Here is an 18,615-nt window from a genome sequence, read left to right as displayed (position 1 = left end):
GTCGGCGGGAGGACGCGCAAGCCTAGCTTCACTGGCGGCTGAATGGCAGGGTTTCCCTTCACGTGACCTCAACCTGGGGCCGGGTAGCTTCACAAACCTGAAGCACAGGAGCCTCATATGCGCCATTCACAGGAAACCGCGGGACTGGTCCTGGTTGTCGAAGACAACCGCAACATTTCGGAAATGGTCGGCGAGTATCTGGAAGGTCGGGGATTCGAGGTCGATTACGCCTCGGACGGACTGGACGGCTACCGGCTGGCCACCGAGAACAGCTACGACGTGGTCGTGCTGGATCTGATGCTGCCGCGCATGGACGGCATGGAAGTCTGCAAGAAGCTGCGCAATGAAGCGCGCAAGTCCACGCCGGTGTTGATGCTGACCGCCCGAGACACCCTGGACGACAAGCTGACCGGGCTCAGTTCCGGCGCCGACGACTACCTGACCAAGCCTTTCGCCATCCAGGAACTGGAAGCGCGCCTGCGCGCGCTGATCCGGCGCGAGCGCAGGCAGGTCGGCGCCGAAGTACTGAAGGTCGCCGATCTGGTGCTCGACCCGGTGAGCATGCGCGCGACCCGCGGTGGCAACGAGCTGATGCTGTCGCCGATCGGCCTGCGCTTGCTGACCATCCTGATGCGCGAATCGCCGCGGGTGGTCACCCGGCAGGAAATCGAGCGCGAAATCTGGGGCAACGGGTTGCCGGACTCGGACACCCTGCGCAGCCACCTCTACAACCTGCGCAAGGTGATCGACAAGCCGTTCGACAAGCCGCTGCTGCATACCGTCCAGAGCGCCGGCTATCGGATCGCGGACATCGGCTGAGGGCCACGGCATAATCCGGCCGGGGAGGGGAGCCGTCATGCCGCAGGGGTTGCCGCGAAAGCTACGCATTGCCTTCATCCTGCAGGCGGTGATGGTGAGCCTGGCGATCGTGCTGGGCGTCTACCTGATCTCGGCGGTCATCAAGCACAGCCTGATGAACACCGCCCTGCAGGAGGAGGCGACCCACTTCTGGGAGCTGTACGACGCCTCCACCGCGCAGCCGCCGCCGAACACCCACAACCTGCGTGGCTACCTGGTGGTCAAGGGCCACTCCAACCTGGTGCTGCCGGACAACCTGCGCGGCCTCAAGCCCGGTTTCCACGAGCTCAAGGACGACGACATGCTGGTGCTGGTGGACGAGCAGCCCGCCGGTCGGCTGTACCTGGTGTTCCTGCGTTCGCAGGCCGAACGGCTGGCGTTCTACTTCGGCACCCTGCCGATCATCCTGACCCTGATCGCCATCTACGTGGTGTCGTGGCTGACCTATCGCGCGTCCAAGCGGCTGGTGTCGCCGGTCAGCTGGCTGGCGCGGCAGGTGGCCGAATGGGATCCGCGCCGGCCCGACGTCAGCGGGCTGGCGCCGGATCGCCTGCCGGCCGAGGTGCAGGGCGAGGCCCGACAACTCGCGTCGGCGCTGCACGGCCTGGCCCAGCGCGTGGCCTCGCACGTGGCGCGCGAGCGCGACTTCACCCGCGACGCCAGCCATGAGCTGCGCACCCCGCTGACCGTGATCCGGGTCGCCAGCGATATGGCCATGGCCGAGGAGGCCTCGCCGCGAGTGGTGCGTTCACTGCAACGCATCCAGCGCGCCGGCCGCGACATGGAAGCGGTGATCGATGCCTTCCTGATCCTCGCCCGCGAGGCCGAGGTCGAGCCGCAACGCGAGGATTTCGATGTCGCCGACATCGTGCTGGACGAAGCCGAGAATGCGCGCGCGCTGTTGATCGGCAAGCCGGTCGACCTGGAGGTCACCTGCGTGGCCAAGCCCCGCCTGCACGCACCGCCGCGGGTATTCCAGGTGGTGGTCAGCAACCTGCTGCGCAACGCGTGCAGCTACACGGACACCGGCCGTATCGACGTGCTGGTCGAGGCCGACCGGGTGATCGTCAAGGACACCGGCATCGGCATGTCCGCCGAATCGATGGAGCGGGTGTTCGAGCCGTTCTATCGCGCCGATCCTTCCCGTCCGCGCGGGAGTGGGCTGGGCCTGTCGATCGTCAGCCGGCTGTGCGACCGGTTTGGCTGGAAGATCGAGTTCGAGAGTGAACTGGGCAAGGGCACGGCCGCGACCATCCGCTTCACCTGAGCATCTCCACCTGAGCATCCACGGGAAGGGAAAAATGAGCGGCAGCCCAACGGGCGCGGCCGCCGTCCATGCGCTGTCAACCGCCGTGCCCGGCGTGCGTTAATGGGCCCATACCTCTCCACCGACATTGCCGACTTGCCCGCATGAGCCAGCCGTCCCGCCGTCGTTCCGCGCTGATTTCCCGCATCGTCCTCGGCATCGCCGTCCTCGCCATCCTTGGCGCGGGCGCCTGGTACTGGAAGGGACGCCAGGCCAAGGCCGAAGAGGGCGCCTACCGCACCGCCCAGGTCGAGCGGGGCAACATCCGGGTGGCGATCTCGGCCACCGGTACCCTGAGCGCCATCTCCACCGTCACCGTCGGCAGCCAGATTTCGGGCCAGGTGACCGACGTGCTGGTGGACTACAACAGCCCGGTGAAGAAGGGTGACGTGCTCGCCCGCATCGACCCCAAGACCTACGAAGCCCAGATCGAACAGGGCACCGCGCAGATCGCCGCCGCGCGCGCTTCGCTGGCGCAGGCCCAGGCGACCCTGCGCAACGCCGAGCTGGACTACCGCCGCAAGGCCGATCTCGGCCAGCAGAAGCTGGTGGCGCAGAGCGACGTGGATCTGGCGCGCGCCGCGCTCGACCAGGCCCGCGCGCAACTCAACTCCGCCCAGGCGCAGATCCGCCAGCAGACCGCCTCCACCCAGACCACCCGGGTCAACCTGGAACGCACGGTAATCCGCTCGCCCGTCGATGGCGTGGTGCTGACCCGCAGCATCGAGCCGGGCCAGACCGTGGCCGCCAGCCTGCAGGCGCCGGAGCTGTTCACCATCGCCGAGGATCTGCGCAAGATGAAGATCGAACTGGCGGTGGACGAGGCCGACATCGGCCAGGTCAAGGTCGGGCAGACCGTGTCCTTCAGCGTCGACGCCTTTCCGGATCGTCAGTTCAAGGGCCTGGTCGAACAGGTGCGACTGGCCGCCACCACCACCAACAACGTGGTGACCTATCCGGTGGTCGTGACCGTGGACAACGCCGACGAGATCCTGCTGCCGGGCCTGACCGTCAACGCCGAGATCGAGGTCAGCAAGCGCGACAACGTGCTCAAGGTGTCCAACGCGGCGCTGCGCTACAAGCCTACCACCGAGGATGAGCAGGCGCAGGGCGCCCCGCAGATGGCGCAGGTTCGTGGCGGCGGCGTCACCGAGGATATGGAGCGTATCGCCGGCAGCCTGCAACTGAAGCCCGAACAGCGCGCCGCGTTCGACGCGGCGGTGAAGGCGGTACGCGATCGGCAGGCCGCGCGGATGGCCCAGGCCCAGCAGGATGGCGGCAACCGCCTGTTCGCCGGCGGGCCCGGTGGCGGCCCGCGCATGGTGACCAGCGGCGGCAACGGCGGCGCGATGCAGGCGCAGCAGCGCCAGCGCATGGCCGAACGCTTCCAGCAGGACTTCGCCGCGTTCCGCGCCAGCCTGGAGCCCGCACAGCAGCAGCGCTGGGACAACGAACTCAAGGCGCTGCTGTCGGCCAAGCGCGCGCCGCTGTACAAGCTGGTGGCTGGCAAGCCGGAACGGATCATGGTGCGGCTGGGCGCCAGCGACGGCAGCGCGACCGAGGTCGCGGGCAACCTGAAGGCCGGTGATCAGGTCATCGTCGGCGAGCGCGCCAAGGAATGAGTGCCATGAATACGTCCGCCGGCGAGGTGCCGGTGATCCAGACGCGGGCGTTGAGCAAGGTGTACTCGCCCGGCACCGAGGCCGAGGTGGTCGCGCTCAAGGGCGTGGACGTGCGCATCGGCCGGGGCGATTTCGTCGCCATCATGGGACCGTCTGGCTCCGGCAAGTCGACCCTGATGAACCTGATCGGTTGCCTGGACACGCCTTCTTCCGGCACCTACCACTGCGACGGCGTCGACGTGGCGACGCTGGACGCGGAGGAACTGGCGGTGCTGCGCCGGGACAAGATCGGTTTCGTGTTCCAGGGCTTCAACCTGCTGCCGCGGATGAACGCGCTGGAGAACGTCGCGATGCCGCTGGGTTATGCGCAGGTGCCTCCGCACGAGCGCACCGAACGCGCGCGCAAGGCGCTGGCGGCCGTGGGCCTGGCCGAGCGCGGCGGCCATCGGCCCAGCGAACTGTCGGGCGGCCAGCAGCAGCGCGTGGCGATCGCCCGCGCGCTGATCAACGAACCACCGATCATCCTGGCCGACGAACCCACCGGCGCACTCGACAGCCGCACCGGCGAGGAAATCCTGGCGCTGTTCAAGCGCCTGCGCGACGAAGGCCACACGGTCATCCTGATCACCCACGACGCCGATGTGGCCGCCCACGCCGATCGCATCCTGGTCATGCGCGACGGCGAGTTGCATGAGGAACCGGGATTCGGGAAACGGGATTCGGGATTGGGGGAAAGCAGCCGATGAACTTCACCGATATTCTGCGCACCGCGATCTTCGCCTTGCGTGGCAACTGGATGCGCAGCGCGCTGACCTCGCTGGGCGTGATCATCGGCATCGCCGCGGTCATCGTGATGGTTTCGGTCGGCCAGGGCACCCAGGCGGAAATCGACAAGCTGGTGTCCGGCCTGGGCTCGCAGCGACTGGACATCAACCCCGGTGCCGGACGCAGTGGTGGCGGCGTGCGCATGAGCGGGAGCAGCTTCTTCACCCTGCGCGAGGGCGACGTCGACGCCATCCGCAACGAAATCTCGGAGGTGCAGTACGTCGCCGGCGCGCTGCGCGGCAGCAGCCAGGTCGTGTATGCCGAGAACAACTGGTCGAGCAGTTGGCAGGGTGTGCAGCCGGACTACTTCGACATCAACAGCTGGACAATCGCCAACGGCGACGGTTTCGATGCGCAGGACTACAGCGGCGCCGGCAAGGTGGTGATCCTGGGCGAGACCGTGCGCCGCGAACTGTTCGGCGAGGAAACCGGCATCGGCCAGACCGTGCGCATCGGCCGGGTGCCCTTCACCGTGGTCGGCACGCTGGCGCCGAAGGGGCAGGGCGGTTTCGGCCAGGACCAGGACGACGTGATGATGGTGCCGCTGGAAACCGCGCGCCGCCGGTTGATGGGCTCGATGGGCCTGCCGCCCAGCGCGGTGATGCAGATCGCGCTGACCGTGGCCGACGCCAAGGACCTGGGCTACGTGCAGGGCGAGGTCGAGGCTTTGCTGCGCCAGCGGCACAAGATCGCGCCGGGCGAGGATGACGATTTCAACGTCCGCAACATTTCCGAAATCGTCGCCACGCGCACCGCCACCACCCGCCTGATGTCGCTGCTGCTGGGTGCGGTCGCGACCATCTCGCTGATCGTCGGCGGCATCGGCATCATGAACATCATGCTGGTGTCGGTGACCGAGCGCATCCGCGAGATTGGCCTGCGCATGGCGGTCGGCGCCGGACCGAGCGATGTGCGCAGGCAGTTCCTGGCCGAGGCCATGCTGATCTCGCTGATCGGTGGCGTGCTCGGCATCGCCATCGGCATCGTCGGCGCGCTGCTGGTGGGCAAGTTCAGCGAGCTGCCGGTGGCGTTGAACGGGCAGGTCGTCGGCCTGGCCGCGGGCTTCTCGGTGGCCACCGGCCTGTTCTTCGGCTACTACCCGGCACGCAAGGCGTCCCAGCTGGATCCGATCGAGGCGCTGCGCTCGCAGTAGGCCGGCTCCGCCGGCCACGCTTCTGCGGCATCATCGGCGGATGGATCTGGAGACCTATCGCGAATTGCGTTCGCAGGCGCGCCGGCTGGCGCGCTCCGCCGCCGACGCCGAGGATCTGGTGCAGGACACCCTGACCGCGGCCCTGGCCGCCGGCCGCGCCGATGCACCCTGGCTGGCCGGGACGATGCGCAACCTGGCCGCGATGCAGGCGCGCACCGCGGTGCGCCGCCGTCGCCGCGAGGCGCTGGTCGCGGACGACGACCCGTCCGGGGAAGCGACGGCCGGGATGGAATCCCCGGCGGTTCCCGGATGGCTGCACGCCTGGCCCACCAGCCTGCGGCGGGTGGCCGTGCTGGCGTTGCATGGCCTGTCGGCCGATGAAATCCGCTGGATCCTGGCGCTGTCGCCCGAGGCGTTCCGCCAGCGGCTCAGCCGCATCCGCAAGGCGCTCGGCGAACTGCCGCCCGCCGCGCGCGCGGAGAGCCTGGCCATGGCCTACGTGCGCGATCCGGCGCGCAGTGTGGATCTCCAGTTCGGTCTGATCCGCCGCGGGCTCCGGGCCGCGCTCGGCGGCGGCGCCGGACTGGCCACCCATGATGTCGACGGCCACCTGCTGGTGATCCGCCGTCCCGGTCACACCTGGCGTCCCGGCGGCAACGGATAGACGGGACCACAAACAACCACAAGGAGGACTCCCATGCTTTCCCAATGCAAGGTCGGCGCCATCGTCTTTTTCGTCAGTGATCTGGCCCGCTCGGTCGCTTTCTACCGCGATACCCTCGGCCTGCCGGTCAACGCGATCGACGGCCATGACGGCCCGTTCGCGCTGGCCGAGGTCGGTGAGCTGACCCTGGTGTTCATCGTCCAGGCGGTCCGCCCCGGCGAATCGCCGGTGGTGGTGTTCAGCCTGGACGGCGGCATCGACGACTACGCCGAGGCGCTGGCCGGGCGCGGCGTGGAGATCGTCGTGCCGGTCAGCGAGTCGCCGGACGGCGGACTGTCGCTGGACTTCGTCGATCCGGATCGTAATGTGCTGAGCCTGCACCAGGATGCAGGCCTGGCGCGCCGGAAATAATCCGGGGCACGAGCCTGTCGATGCGACGCCGCCCGCGGATCCTGCATCCGCGGGCGCGTCGTGCATGCATCAGGTGGATGCCTGCTGTTGCGACCAGGCTTCCATCCGCCGCTGCATTTCTTCCGGCGCGACGTCCTCGACATGGGTCGACAGCGACCACTTGTGTCCGAACGGGTCCACGACCGAACCGATGCGGTCGCCCCAGAATTCCTGCTTGACCGGACGGTCGGCGCGGGCGCCGGCCTTGACCGCGCGCGCATAGGCGGCGTCGGCGTCCTCGACGTAGATCATGAAACTCGAGGTCGCGCCGCCGCGGGTGTTCGGCGACAAGGCGTTCATGTCCGGCCATTCGTCGGACAGCATCAGCACGGTGTCGCCGATGCGGGTTTCGGCATGGCCGATGCGGTCGCCCATCGGCAGCCGGTACATTTCCTCGGCGCCGAAGGCGTCGCGGTAGAAATCCAGCGCCTTGGCGGCGTCGTCGACGATCAGGTAGGAAGTGACGCTGTGGTAGCCCTGCGGCCGGTACGAGGTGGTAGCCATGGAGGGGTCTCCTCTGCGGGAGGCCGACGCTACGCCTGCCGGAGTTATGTCCCCGTCTAGAAAAAGCCGCTGTCCGGAAAACGGGAAGGGCCCGTGCGCCCGAGGCTCAGTTCACGTAGGGAGCCAGCAGCTCGCGCCAGATCGCGTAACCGGCCGGATTCATGTGCAGCCGGTCGGCCAGGAACAGGTCCTCGCGCGGCTTGCCGCCCGCGTCCAGCATCGGCGTGAACACGTCGATGTAAACGAAGTCGTGACGCGTGGATTCGGCCTTGATCAGCGCGTTGGCCTCGCGTTGCGCGTCGAGCAGGTGCGCGCGGGACGGGCTCGGCTTGGTGGAGATGTAGACCAGGCGCGTCTTCGGCAGCTTGCGATGGATGAGTTCGGCGAAAGCGACGAAGTCGTCGTGCAATTGCCGTGGCGTGCGCCCGCTGGCGAGGTCGTTGTCGCCCGCGTACAGCACCACCGTTCCCGGCTTGTAGGGCAGCACGATGCGCGGTGCGTACCAGGTGCTGTCGCGGATTTCCGAGCCGCCAAAACCGCGATTGATGACCGTGGCGTCGGGGAAATCCCGGGCCAGCGATTCCCACATCCGGATCGAGGAACTGCCGACGAACAGCACCGCGTTCTGCGGCGGGGGATGGCTGGCGTCCTCGGCGGCGAACCGCTGCATGTCATTCTCCCACTCCGCGTTGGAGACCTCGGCAGGGATGGCCGGCGCCCGCTTCGGGCCGGAACCGTCGGACCAGGTGGCGCAAGCGGAGAGCGCCAGCAGGGCCGGCAACAGCAGGCAGGCCAGGCGGTGCGCGGGCAGCGGGAAACGGGACATCGGCGCGGGTCTCCGGGACGGGAAGAGGGGCCAGTGAACCAGCCGGGACCGCCAAAGGCAAACCGATACGCGCCGGGAAGGTCTCCCGATATGGCAAGATCGGGGTTCTCACGGACCCTCCGCACTCCATGCCCGCTGCCGCGACGCCCCGCCTTCCGCATTGCCCGCCCGCCCGTATCGCGGGCTGACCGGAGATCCAGGAATGGCGGACGAAATCGGACACATGCCCCGGGGTCCCGGGCGCATCCTCAAGGCGGCGATCTGGTCGATGCAGGGATTGCGCGCGGCCTGGCTGCACGAATCCTCGTTCCGGCTGGAGGTCTACCTGCTGATCGTGCTGGCGCCGCTGGCCTTGTGGCTGGGCGACACCGCGGTGGAGCGGGTGCTGTTGATCGGCAGTTGCCTGCTGGTGCTGGCGGCCGAACTGCTGAACTCGGCGATCGAGGCGGTCATCGAGCGCTACGGGCCCGAGCACCACGAACTGGCCGGACGCGCCAAGGACATGGGTTCGGCGGCGGTGTTCGTGCTGATGATGAACGTATTGCTGTGCTGGGGCCTGATTCTCTGGCCCCGCCTGTCCGAACTTTTCTCCTGATATAGCAAGGTTGCAAATCGAATGAGTCTCGAGTTCCTGGCCGACCCCAATGTCTGGCTGACCCTGGTGACGCTGAGCGCGCTGGAAATCGTGCTGGGCATCGACAATCTGGTGTTCATCTCGATCGCGGTGAGCAAGCTTCCGGCCCACCAGCGCCCGACCGCCCGCCGCTTCGGCATCGCGGTGGCCTGCATCACCCGGATCGCGCTGCTGGTGTCGCTGGCGTTCCTGGCGCGCATGCAGAACGACCTGTTCACCGTCGCCGGCATGGGCATCTCCATCCGCGATCTGGTGCTGATCCTGGGCGGCATCTTCCTGCTGGTGAAGGGCGGCATGGAGATCAAGGAACTGATCACCGGCGGCGAGGACGAGGACCCGTCCACCACCAAGGCTTCGGCGGTGTTTGGCCTGGTCATCGCCCAGATCGCGATCATCGACATCGTGTTCTCGCTGGACTCGGTCATCACCGCGGTCGGCATGGCCCAGCACATTCCGATCATGGTCGCGGCGATCCTGCTGGCGGTGGCGGTGATGCTGCTGGCGGCCAATCCGCTGGGCCGCTTCATCGACGCCAACCCGACCATCAAGATGCTGGCGCTGGCGTTCATCGTGCTGATCGGCGTGGTGCTGATCCTGGATGGCCTGGAAATCCACGTGCCCAAGCCGTACGTGTACTTCGCGATGGGCTTCTCGGTGATGGTCGAGTGGCTGAACCTGATGATGCGCCGCCGCGCCGCGCAGAAGCACATCCCGGGCGCCGGCAACTGGTAAGCCGCCGCTGGCGTTTCCGTCTCCCCGACGCCCGGCTTCCGCCGGGCGTCGGCGTTTGGGGGTAGCTGACGGGGCGGCAACGGTGGTGCCGCCGCCGCGCCGGCGCGGTTGCATCCTTCACCGGCGGATGCTGCAATGCCGCCGTCCCTGCCGAAGGAGTGGTGTCATGCGCCTGTTCGTCCGTTCGCTCGCACTGGTCGCCCTGGCGGCCCTGCTGTCCGGTTGTGGCTACAACTCGATCCAGCAGAAGGATGAAGCGGTCAAGGCCGGCTGGTCGGAAGTGCTCAACCAGTACAAGCGCCGCGCCGATCTGATTCCCAACCTGGTCAAGACCGTGCAGGGCTACGCCCAGCAGGAACGGCAGGTGCTGACCGACGTCACCAACGCGCGCGCGCGGGTCGGCCAGATCCAGGTCAACGCCGACGATGCCGCCTCGCTGCAGCAGTTCCAGCAGGCGCAGGGCGAACTGTCCAGCGCGCTGTCGCGCCTGCTGGTGGTCACCGAGAACTACCCGAACCTGAAGTCGGATCAGTCCTTCCGCGATCTGCAAGCGCAACTGGAAGGCACCGAGAACCGCATCACCGTCGCGCGCGGCCGTTACATCCAGACCGTGCAGGACTACAACACCTTCATCCGCTCGTTCCCGCAGGTGATCACCGCCAAGATCTTCGGCTACAAGGAAAAGCCGAACTTCACGGTGGAGAACGAGGCGCAGATCCAGCAGGCGCCGCAGGTCGACTTCGGCACGCCGGCGCCGGCTCCGCAGGCGCCGCAGCCGGCCCAGCCGCCGGGTCCGGAGCCCGCGCCCGCGCCGGCCAACTGACCGACCGCGAACGCGCCGATGCTGCGCCGCGCGCTGTCCGGGCTGCTGCTGTGGTGCTGCCTGCTGCTGCCGGCGGCGGCCCAGCAGTTGGCGGCCATTCCCGCCCTGGACTCGCCGGTGGTGGATACCACCGGCACCCTGGATGCCGCGCAGAAGCAGCAGCTGGAGCAGCAGGCACTGGCCCTGCAGCAGCGCAAGGGCAGCCAGCTGCAGGTACTGATCGTTCCGAGCACCGAGCCGGAGAGCATCGAGCAGTACACCCTGCGCGTGTTCGAGCAATGGAAGCTGGGACGAAAGGGCGTGGACGACGGCGTGCTGCTGCTGGTCGCCAAGAACGACCGGCGCGCGCGCATCGAACCAGGCTATGGCCTGGAAGGCGCGATTCCCGACGCCATCGCCAACCGGGTCATCCAGGAATACCTGGTGCCGAAATTCCGTGGCGGCGACTACGGCGGCGGCATCACCGACGCGACCGCGGTGCTGGTCAAGCTCATCGACGGCGAGGCACTGCCGGCGCCAATCAGCGACCACCGGCCGGAGCGTTCGCGTGGCGGTGACTGGCTGTTCGCGCTGTTCGCCGCCTTCATCATCGCCAGCATCGTGCGTGGCGTGTTCGGGCGTGCACCCGCCGGCATCCGCGGGTTGTTCACCGCCGGTGCCGCCGGCGGCACCGCATTCCTGCTGTCCTCGCTGATTCCCGTGGCCGGCATCGCCGGCGTGTTCGGCCTGATCTACGGCCTGCTGTCGGTTTCCACCAGTGGTCGTTATGCCCGCCATCGCGACTGGGGTGGGTGGGGCGGTGGCGGTGGCTGGGGGGGCGGAGGAGGTTTCGGCGGCGGCGGTGGCTTCGGAGGAGGCGGCTGGGGCGGCGGCGGCGGCATGTCCGGAGGCGGTGGCGCCTCGGGGAGCTGGTGATGCGGCTGCTGCGCCATCTATTCCCGCCTTCCGCGCGCCGCTTGTTCCCGGCCGACAGCCTGCAGCGCATCGCCGACGCCATCCACCAAGGCGAACAGCGCCATCGCGGCGAAGTGATGTTCGCGGTGGAGGCGGATCTGCCCCTGCTTGCGGTGGTGCGTGGCATGCAGGCCCGCGCGCGCGCGCTGGAAGCGTTCGCGCGACTGCGCACCTGGGACACGGAAGCCAACAACGGCGTGCTGATCTACCTGCTGCTGGCCGATCACCGCATCGAGATCGTCGCCGACCGCGGGCTGCGCGGCCGGGTCAGCGACGAGCAATGGCGCGGCGTCTGCCAGCTGATGGAAGAGCGTCTGCGCGCCGGTGAAGCCGAAGCCGCGGTGATCCGCGGCATCACCGCGGTGTCGGACCTGCTGGCGGCGTTCTTTCCGCAGGATGGCAGCCAGCGGGATGAGGACGAACTGCCCAACCAGCCGCACGTCTTCTGAGCCGGCACCGGAACGCGAGTCCGGCCGCAAGCCTTGCCGCCGGCTGTCCCCGGGGCGGGACGGACGGTGCAAGCCAACCCGGCTGGGGCAAAATAGGGTATTCCCTGCCGGTCCCCGAGGCGCATGATCTACCTTCACCAGATTGACCCGATTGCCCTGTCGCTGGGGCCGCTGAAGCTGCATTGGTACGGCCTGATGTACCTGCTGGGTTTCATCGCGGCGTGGTGGCTGGGCCAGCGGCGGGTGCGGGCAGGCCGGTTGCCGGGCGTGGACGCCAACGGATTCTCGGATCTACTGTTCTACGCGATGATCGGCGTGGTGCTGGGCGGGCGCCTGGGTTACATCCTGTTCTATGGCCTGGAAGGGTTCCTCGCCAATCCGCTGTCCATCTTCAAGGTCTGGGAAGGCGGCATGAGTTTCCACGGTGGCCTGCTCGGCGTGATGACCGCCGCGCTGTGGTGGTCGCGCCGCCAGCGCATGCACTTCTTCGACACCATGGACTTCGTTGCTCCGCTGGTGCCGCTGGGGCTGGGGTTCGGCCGGATCGGCAATTTCATCGGCGCCGAGTTGTGGGGCAAGTACACGAAGGCGGATTGGGGCGTGATCTTCCCGACCGATCCGGCATTGAAGGACTTCAGCGCCGCGCAGTTGCAGGCGCAGTACGCGGCCGGCGCGCTGGATCAGTTCGCGCGCCACCCTTCGCAGCTGTACCAGGCGTTCCTCGAAGGACTGGTGATGTTCGCCGCGCTGTGGTGGTTCTCCCGCCAGCCGCGGCCGCGCTACGCGGTCTCCGGCCTGTTCGCGCTGCTGTATGGTGTGTTCCGTTTCCTGGTCGAATTCGTGCGGGTGCCGGACGAGCAGCTCCAGTACCTGGCCTTCGGCTGGCTGACCATGGGCCAGCTGCTGAGCGTGCCGTTGATCCTGCTGGGTTTGTACCTGCTGTGGCTGTCGCGCCGCTCGCCCGTCCTGCAACCCGTCGTTCCAGCCAAGGAATCCGCATGAAGCCCTATCTCGATCTGTTGCGCCATGTGCTGGAGCAGGGCGCCGAGAAATCCGATCGCACCGGCACCGGCACGCGCAGCGTGTTCGGCTGGCAGATGCGCTTCGATCTCGCCGAGGGTTTCCCGCTGGTCACCACCAAGAAGCTGCACCTGCGTTCGATCATCCATGAGCTGCTGTGGTTCCTGAAAGGCGAGACCAACATCGCCTACCTGAAGGACAACAAGGTCAGCATCTGGGACGAATGGGCCAACGCCGACGGTGAGCTCGGCCCGGTCTACGGCAAGCAATGGCGCCGCTGGGCGACCGCCGATGGCGGCGAGATCGACCAGATCAAATGGGTCGTCGAGGAGATCAAGCGCAACCCGGATTCGCGCCGGCTGATCGTCAGCGCCTGGAACGTCGCCGATCTGCCGAAGATGGCGCTGATGCCGTGCCACACGATGTTCCAGTTCTACGTGGTCGACGGCAAGCTGAGCTGCCAGCTGTACCAGCGCAGCGGCGACATCTTCCTGGGCGTGCCCTTCAACATCGCCAGCTACGCGCTGCTGACCCACATGGTCGCGCAAGCCACCGGGCTGGGCGTGGGCGACTTCGTGCACACGCTGGGCGATGCGCACCTGTATTCCAATCACTACGAGCAGGCGCGCGAACAGCTGGCACGCGAGCCGCGCAAATTGCCGACGCTGCGGCTGAATCCGGACGTGACCGATCTGTTTGCCTTCAGCTACGAGGACATCGAAATCCTCGGCTACGACCCGCATCCAGCCATCAAGGCGCCGGTCGCGGTATGAGCGGTGTTGACGAGGCGGCGGAGATCGGTTTCCGCCGCGACGATGCCTACCTGCGCGAGCAGTACCTCAAGTGGTGGTGGTTCCGCAGTGGCTGGCGCCGCTGGATCTGGGGGGCGTCGCTGCTGCTGGGACTCATCGCGCTGGCGATCATTTTCCTCGCGGATTCTCCCGGCCTGCGCCTGCCCGCCGTGGTGATCGCCGCCGCCGGCCTGGCGCAGGGCGTGATGCCGTGGCTGGAATTCCGCCGCTGGAAGCGGACCGCGCTCGGCGGCCTGGACACCATGCCGGACCTGCGCCTGTCGGTGGAGGCGGGCGTGCTGCGGTTCGGTGCCGGACCGAACGTGCGCTACGAGGCTCGCGGCGACGTGGTGCGCGTGGCGGGCGGACGCTTCATCTACGAGCAAGGGCAATCCGGCCGGCACGCCTACGTGCCGGACCGCTGCTGGAACGAGCCGCGCACGCAGGCGCTGCTGGCGACCTGGCAAGCCGACGCCGCGCCGCGCTAACGCGGCGTGGTGTCGCGGCAACCGGCAATGCAGCGGAAGTATGCGGCGGCGCCGGGATAATCCACGGTCATGATGAAGTGGCGGAACGCATTGCCGCCCAGCGCACCGTCCACCCGCGCGTCCATGAAGCTGGACATGAAGTCGTGGAAGTTGCGGTTCTCGCGGTGGGTGAACCACACCGGCCCCACCTTGTAACCGGCGATGATCACTTCCGGCACCTCGATCATCGCCGAGCCCATGCCTGCCTGCGCGTTATCGATCACCCGCCAGTCCGGATGCGCCTTGCGCCAGGCCTGGAACACGCTGTCGGCGATCATGCTGGTGGCGCGCTCGGAGGGACCGCCATCGGCGAGTTCGGCCTGCGCGTTCGGCGTCAGCACCGTCATCGCGCCGGTATCCAGCAGCAGCGAATGCGTCTTTCCGTCGATGACGACCTGCAGGCGCGGGAAGTCGGTTACCCGGTTGCCGTGCCCGTCGGTCTTGAAGCCCAGCGCCAGCCGGCGCAGTTCCGGCGAAGGCTTCCAGTCGCCGGCTTCGCGGCGGAAGCGGCGCGCGGGATAGTCCCAGGTCCAGATGCGGCCGGAGAACCACGCCTGCCCCAGGATGCCATCGTCCTGGCTGGTGCCCGGCAACTGCGGGCCGGCGAGCGCGCTCGGCAACACCATCATGCGGCCATCGTCGGCCAGCGGCGGCGGGATGCCGGCCTCCACCGCGAAGGCGGGCAGGCGGGTGACCTTGGCGCGATCGCCGAGTTCGCGGCGCGCTTCCGGGTCCTCCAGTGGCGACAGCGGCAGCTTCAACCGCTCGACCGCTTCCTGCTTGAGGAAGAGGCCGCCACCGGTGTCTGTGTACAGGCGCAGGCGTTCACCGGTGGCTCCCTGCGCTTCCAGGTAGACGCGGTCGGATTCGAAGCGCGCCGGCAGGGACTGGCCGGCGTCGGCGGCCGCGGCCAGCAGCAATCCGCCGGCCAACAGCATCGTTCTGGCTTGCGAGGGCATCCGGCCTTCCCCGAAGATGGTGTGTGGCGAAAGTACGCCGCGTTCCCCCCGCCTGCAATACGCCGGAAGTCAGCCCGCATGAATCCATCCGTTTCCCTGTCGCTGATCGCCGCGCTCGATCGCCGGTACGCCATCGGCCGCGACAATGATCTGCCCTGGCGGTTGCCCGACGATCTCAAGCGCTTCAAGGCGCTGACCCTGGGCAAGCCGGTGCTCATGGGCAGGCGCACCGCCGAGTCGCTCGGTCGCGCGCTGCCGGGCCGGCGCAACCTGGTGCTGACCCGCCGTGGACAGGTGCCGTTCGCCGGCATGGAGGCGGTGGCGTCGCTCGAGCAGGCGCTGGCCTGGGCGGCCAGCGAGGACAATCCGGAAATCTGCGTGATCGGTGGCGGCGAGATCTACGCGCAGACCCTTTCGCTTGCCGACGCGCTGTACCTGACCCATGTCGATACGTTGGTCGAGGACGCGCACGCGCACTTTCCCCGCTTCGACCCCACCGAGTGGGACGTGGTGCGGCGCGAACCGCATCCGGCCGACGCGCGCCATGCGCATGCGTTCGAATTCATCGACTACCTGCGGGTGCGGACGGCCTGAGCCGGAGTCGCCGCGCGCTTACGGAAGCAGCGGCCGGTAGTGGCCGATGATGGGGTGCCGGAACAGCAGATCCTCTTCGCGGGTTCCCGCGCCGATGTTGTGCAGGATCAGCGGCACGCCGTCGGCACCCCGGCGGTCGGAGACGATGCCGATGTGCAGCAGGCCGCTGCCTTGCAGCTTCCAGGCGACGATGTCGCCCGGCGCGTAGTCCGTCGCCCGTGCGCCGATGGCGCGTTGCCAGCCCTGTTGCTTGAACCAGTGCATCTGGTTGGGCACCCGGCGGTGGTCGATGTTCCGATCCGGGCCGGACATGCCCCAGTCCTGCGGATAGGCGTGGAAGCGGGCCCGCATGTCCTCGTGGATGGCCTGCTGGAGATCCAGTCCCTGCGTGCGCAGGGCGCGGATCACCACGTCCGTGCAGACACCACGATCCTGCGGGACATCGCCGCCTGGATACGCCAGCCGGACATACGCGGGATCGTAATTGCGGGTGACGCCGACCTGCGACCGGGCGGCCGCGACCAGGGGAGGGGAGGCGGCGGAAACAGCGCTTGCGGGCGCGCCCATCGCGGCGGAGACCGCGGTGGGCACGGGAACTCGCGGGGACGTTGCAGTGGCCGGAGCACGTCCACATGCCGCCAGCAGCTGGGCGGACAGCAGGGCCATGGCCAAGGTGCGCGGAGGGACCGTCGGAATACGCATGGCCCGATTGTAGAGGAGCAACCTCCTACCGGTACGCCGAGATCGGTGAACTGAAAACAGCCGCAAGCCCGATGTTCGGGAGGCGTCAGTCCCGGCCCGCGAAGGAAGCGGGATCCACGTCGCGTCCGGGTACCTGCACGATCCGCAGTTCGTCGGTATCCAACTGCAGCGCGGTGAGCTTGCCGCCCCACACCGCGCCGGTATCGATCGCGTGCACGCCGTGGCCGATCATCAGGCCCAGGGTCGACCAATGGCCACAGACGATCTTCAGATCGCGCGGGGCGCGGCCGGGCACCTCGTACCAGGGATACAGGCCCTGCGCCTGGGTGCCGGGTGCGCCTTTCTCCTCGATCGCCATGCGCCCGCGCGGCGTGCAATAGCGCATGCGGGTGAGCACGTTGATGATGGCGCGCGCGCGGTCGTAGCCGGACAGGCCGGAGGACCAGTTGGGCTTGTCGCCGTACATGTTGCGGAACAGCTTGCGATAGCCGCTGCCGTGCAACTGCTGCTCGACCTCGCGCGCGTAGCGCTCGGCGAGGCTGGTGGTCCATTTGGGCGCGAGCCCCGCGTGAATCATCATCCAGCCCAGTTCGCGGTCGGCGTGGACCAGTTTCTGTCCGCGCAGCCAGTCCAGCAGCACGCGTGCATCGTCGGCCAGCACCACCCGCTGCAGGTCCGGATTGACCTTGCGCTGCTCGTCCGGCGAACGTTCGCCGATCGCCAGCAGGGACAGGTCGTGATTGCCCAGCACCACCACGCTCTGCTCGCGCAGCGAATGCACCAGCCGCAGGGTTTCCAGTGATTGTCCGCCGCGGTTGACCAGATCGCCGCAGAACCAGAGCCGATCCCGTGCGGGATCGAAACGCAGCCGCTCCAGCAGCCGCTGGGTCGCGTCGTAGCATCCCTGCAGATCGCCTATCGCCCAGACCGCCATCAGTGCAGCGTCCGCGGAACCGAGAGGGTGAACTGGGGAATGGGGGCGTCGAAGCGGGTGCCGTCGTCGGCAATCATGTCGTAGCTTCCTTTCATGGTCCCGATGTCGGTTTCCAGCACCGCCCCGGAGGTGTATTCGAAGTCCTCGCCCGGCTGCAGCCATGGCTGCTCGCCGACCACGCCGGCACCTTCCACTTCCCGGACCTTGCCGTTGGCGTCGGTGATGACCCAGTGGCGGCCCAGCAGGCGCGCGGGCACGTCGCTCCGGTTGCGGATGCGGATGGTGTAGGCGAACACATAGCGCCCGTCCTCGGGCGCGGATTGATCGTCGAGGAAGCGGGTGGCTACGTCGATGTCGATGGCGTAGTCGTGTTTCATGCCGGACAGTGTATGCATTGCGGCGTGAAACGGGAAACGCCGCGCGGGCGCCGGAACGGTCAGGCCGCTGGCGCCACCGGTGCCTGGTTGGCCAGGCGGATGAAGGCGGCCACTTCCACCTGTTCGGCGCGCGCGTCGGGACTGATTCCTGCGGCTTCGATCGCGGCCCCGTCGCAGACCCCGCCCAGGGCGTTGCGCAGGGTCTTGCGGCGCTGGCCGAATGCGGCGCGCACGATTTCGGTGAAGCGCTGCGGATCCGCGACGCCAATCTCGGCGGGCGGGCGGGGCACCATCCGCACGACCGCCGAATCCACCTTCGGCGGCGGCCGGAACGCCCCGGGGGGAACCACGAACAACGGCGTCACCGTGCAGTACGCCTGCAGCATCACGCTCAGGCGGCCATAGACCTTGCTGCCGGGACCGGCGGCCATGCGATCCACCACTTCCTTCTGCAGCATGAAGACCATGTCGCGGATCGACGCGGCGTGTTCGAGCGCATGGAACAGGATCGGCGAGGACAGGTTGTAGGGCAGGTTGCCGACCAGGCGCAGGCGATCGTCACCGGCCAACTTGCCGAAGTCCACCGCCAGCACGTCCTTGTGGATGATGGTGAGGCGGCCGACGCCTTCGGATGCTTCCATCAGCGGGGTGATCAGATCGCGATCGAACTCGATCGCGGTCAGTTCGCCGTGCCGGCGCAGCAGCGGCAGGGTGATGGCGCCCTGGCCGGGGCCGATTTCGACCAGCCTGTCGCCCGGCTTGGGATCGACAGCCAGCACGATCCGCTCGATGTAGCTGCGGTCGGTGAGGAAGTGCTGGCCCAGCGATTTCTTGGGTGGCGCCTTGAAGGGGGGCATGGCGAGGTAGGGATTGGAGATTGGGGATTGGGGATTCGAGCGGGCAGGAAGCAG

The 18,615-nt window shown here is 67.9% G+C and carries 23 protein-coding genes; 16 read left to right on the top strand and 7 right to left on the bottom strand.

Annotation, left to right across the window (positions count from 1 at the left end; genetic code table 11):
- The first annotated feature begins 117 nt into the window (after positions 1-117).
- From IB228_RS06380 to IB228_RS06350, 7 genes are all read left to right on the top strand, one after another.
- Entirely contained in the window at positions 118-819 is a 702-nt protein-coding gene (locus tag IB228_RS06380; protein WP_079724910.1) for a response regulator transcription factor, read from the top strand.
- A 37-nt stretch (positions 820-856) separates the two neighbouring features.
- Positions 857-2,125: a HAMP domain-containing sensor histidine kinase gene (locus tag IB228_RS06375; RefSeq protein WP_183638855.1), complete on the top strand. Its 1,269-nt coding sequence runs from the start codon at positions 857-859 to the stop codon at positions 2,123-2,125.
- A gap of 143 nt (positions 2,126-2,268) precedes the next feature.
- The gene (locus IB228_RS06370) at positions 2,269-3,786 is read left to right on the top strand and encodes an efflux RND transporter periplasmic adaptor subunit (protein ID WP_192197918.1); all 1,518 of its coding nucleotides are present in this window, start codon (positions 2,269-2,271) and stop codon (positions 3,784-3,786) included.
- 5 nt (positions 3,787-3,791) lie between these two features.
- The gene (locus tag IB228_RS06365; protein ID WP_192197917.1) at positions 3,792-4,532 is read left to right on the top strand and encodes an ABC transporter ATP-binding protein; all 741 of its coding nucleotides are present in this window, start codon (positions 3,792-3,794) and stop codon (positions 4,530-4,532) included.
- A complete protein-coding gene (locus IB228_RS06360) occupies positions 4,529-5,764 on the top strand; it encodes an ABC transporter permease (RefSeq protein ID WP_192197916.1) in 1,236 nt (411 codons plus the stop codon). The genes IB228_RS06365 and IB228_RS06360 overlap by 4 nt, the downstream gene beginning before the upstream one ends.
- Before the next feature lie 40 nt (positions 5,765-5,804).
- Positions 5,805-6,428 carry a sigma-70 family RNA polymerase sigma factor gene (locus tag IB228_RS06355; protein WP_192197915.1) on the top strand — a complete coding sequence of 208 codons (624 nt, stop codon included), beginning with the start codon at positions 5,805-5,807 and terminating at the stop codon, positions 6,426-6,428.
- 33 nt (positions 6,429-6,461) lie between these two features.
- A complete protein-coding gene (locus IB228_RS06350; RefSeq protein ID WP_183638846.1) occupies positions 6,462-6,839 on the top strand; it encodes a VOC family protein in 378 nt (125 codons plus the stop codon).
- Between the two features lie 69 nt (positions 6,840-6,908).
- On the opposite strand, the gene IB228_RS06345 is transcribed toward IB228_RS06350, so the two are convergent.
- Together IB228_RS06345 and IB228_RS06340 are read right to left on the bottom strand one after the other, a co-directional pair.
- Positions 6,909-7,382 carry a VOC family protein gene (locus tag IB228_RS06345; protein WP_183638844.1) on the bottom strand — a complete coding sequence of 158 codons (474 nt, stop codon included), beginning with the start codon at positions 7,380-7,382 and terminating at the stop codon, positions 6,909-6,911.
- A 106-nt stretch (positions 7,383-7,488) separates the two neighbouring features.
- On the bottom strand, positions 7,489-8,193 hold the full coding sequence (locus tag IB228_RS06340) for an SGNH/GDSL hydrolase family protein (RefSeq protein ID WP_225562331.1): 705 nt from the start codon (positions 8,191-8,193) through the stop codon (positions 7,489-7,491).
- A 217-nt stretch (positions 8,194-8,410) separates the two neighbouring features.
- Between IB228_RS06340 and IB228_RS06335 the strand changes: the two genes are divergently transcribed.
- The 8 genes from IB228_RS06335 to IB228_RS06300 all read left to right on the top strand — a co-directional run bounded on the left by IB228_RS06335 (position 8,411) and on the right by IB228_RS06300 (position 14,099).
- Positions 8,411-8,803, top strand: coding sequence for a diacylglycerol kinase (locus tag IB228_RS06335; RefSeq protein ID WP_183638840.1), 393 nt, complete (start codon positions 8,411-8,413; stop codon positions 8,801-8,803).
- Between the two features lie 21 nt (positions 8,804-8,824).
- Positions 8,825-9,574, top strand: coding sequence for a TerC family protein (locus IB228_RS06330; protein WP_192197913.1), 750 nt, complete (start codon positions 8,825-8,827; stop codon positions 9,572-9,574).
- A 166-nt stretch (positions 9,575-9,740) separates the two neighbouring features.
- A complete protein-coding gene (locus tag IB228_RS06325; RefSeq protein ID WP_183638837.1) occupies positions 9,741-10,397 on the top strand; it encodes a LemA family protein in 657 nt (218 codons plus the stop codon).
- Between the two features lie 18 nt (positions 10,398-10,415).
- Positions 10,416-11,312, top strand: coding sequence for a TPM domain-containing protein (locus tag IB228_RS06320; RefSeq protein ID WP_192197912.1), 897 nt, complete (start codon positions 10,416-10,418; stop codon positions 11,310-11,312).
- Positions 11,312-11,800, top strand: coding sequence for a TPM domain-containing protein (locus tag IB228_RS06315; RefSeq protein ID WP_183638833.1), 489 nt, complete (start codon positions 11,312-11,314; stop codon positions 11,798-11,800). The genes IB228_RS06320 and IB228_RS06315 overlap by 1 nt, the downstream gene beginning before the upstream one ends.
- Before the next feature lie 123 nt (positions 11,801-11,923).
- Positions 11,924-12,802, top strand: a complete 879-nt coding sequence (gene lgt / locus IB228_RS06310; RefSeq protein WP_183638831.1) for a prolipoprotein diacylglyceryl transferase — start codon at positions 11,924-11,926, stop codon at positions 12,800-12,802.
- The gene (locus tag IB228_RS06305; protein WP_183638829.1) at positions 12,799-13,593 is read left to right on the top strand and encodes a thymidylate synthase; all 795 of its coding nucleotides are present in this window, start codon (positions 12,799-12,801) and stop codon (positions 13,591-13,593) included. Before lgt ends, IB228_RS06305 begins: the two co-directional genes overlap by 4 nt.
- A complete protein-coding gene (locus IB228_RS06300) occupies positions 13,590-14,099 on the top strand; it encodes a hypothetical protein (protein WP_183638827.1) in 510 nt (169 codons plus the stop codon). The genes IB228_RS06305 and IB228_RS06300 overlap by 4 nt, the downstream gene beginning before the upstream one ends.
- On the opposite strand, the gene IB228_RS06295 is transcribed toward IB228_RS06300, so the two are convergent.
- Positions 14,096-15,097 carry a hypothetical protein gene (locus tag IB228_RS06295; protein ID WP_183638825.1) on the bottom strand — a complete coding sequence of 334 codons (1,002 nt, stop codon included), beginning with the start codon at positions 15,095-15,097 and terminating at the stop codon, positions 14,096-14,098. The genes IB228_RS06300 and IB228_RS06295 overlap by 4 nt on opposite strands.
- A 78-nt stretch (positions 15,098-15,175) precedes the next feature.
- Between IB228_RS06295 and IB228_RS06290 the strand changes: the two genes are divergently transcribed.
- A complete protein-coding gene (locus tag IB228_RS06290) occupies positions 15,176-15,691 on the top strand; it encodes a dihydrofolate reductase (protein WP_192197911.1) in 516 nt (171 codons plus the stop codon).
- 18 nt (positions 15,692-15,709) lie between these two features.
- On the opposite strand, the gene IB228_RS06285 is transcribed toward IB228_RS06290, so the two are convergent.
- The 4 genes from IB228_RS06285 to rsmA all read right to left on the bottom strand — a co-directional run bounded on the left by IB228_RS06285 (position 15,710) and on the right by rsmA (position 18,561).
- The gene (locus IB228_RS06285) at positions 15,710-16,258 is read right to left on the bottom strand and encodes a DUF1287 domain-containing protein (RefSeq protein WP_225562330.1); all 549 of its coding nucleotides are present in this window, start codon (positions 16,256-16,258) and stop codon (positions 15,710-15,712) included.
- 220 nt (positions 16,259-16,478) lie between these two features.
- Entirely contained in the window at positions 16,479-17,327 is an 849-nt protein-coding gene (locus IB228_RS06280; protein ID WP_183638818.1) for a symmetrical bis(5'-nucleosyl)-tetraphosphatase, read from the bottom strand.
- The gene (gene apaG, locus IB228_RS06275; protein ID WP_183641171.1) at positions 17,327-17,704 is read right to left on the bottom strand and encodes a Co2+/Mg2+ efflux protein ApaG; all 378 of its coding nucleotides are present in this window, start codon (positions 17,702-17,704) and stop codon (positions 17,327-17,329) included. The genes IB228_RS06280 and apaG overlap by 1 nt, the downstream gene beginning before the upstream one ends.
- Before the next feature lie 59 nt (positions 17,705-17,763).
- Positions 17,764-18,561, bottom strand: a complete 798-nt coding sequence (gene rsmA / locus IB228_RS06270) for a 16S rRNA (adenine(1518)-N(6)/adenine(1519)-N(6))-dimethyltransferase RsmA (RefSeq protein WP_183638816.1) — start codon at positions 18,559-18,561, stop codon at positions 17,764-17,766.
- Positions 18,562-18,615: the final 54 nt, after the last annotated feature.

It is taken from the genome of Pseudoxanthomonas sp. PXM04, from assembly GCF_014851695.1.
GTDB lineage: Bacteria > Pseudomonadota > Gammaproteobacteria > Xanthomonadales > Xanthomonadaceae > Pseudoxanthomonas_A > Pseudoxanthomonas_A beigongshangi.
This window is presented reverse-complemented; position numbering and strand designations above follow the sequence as displayed.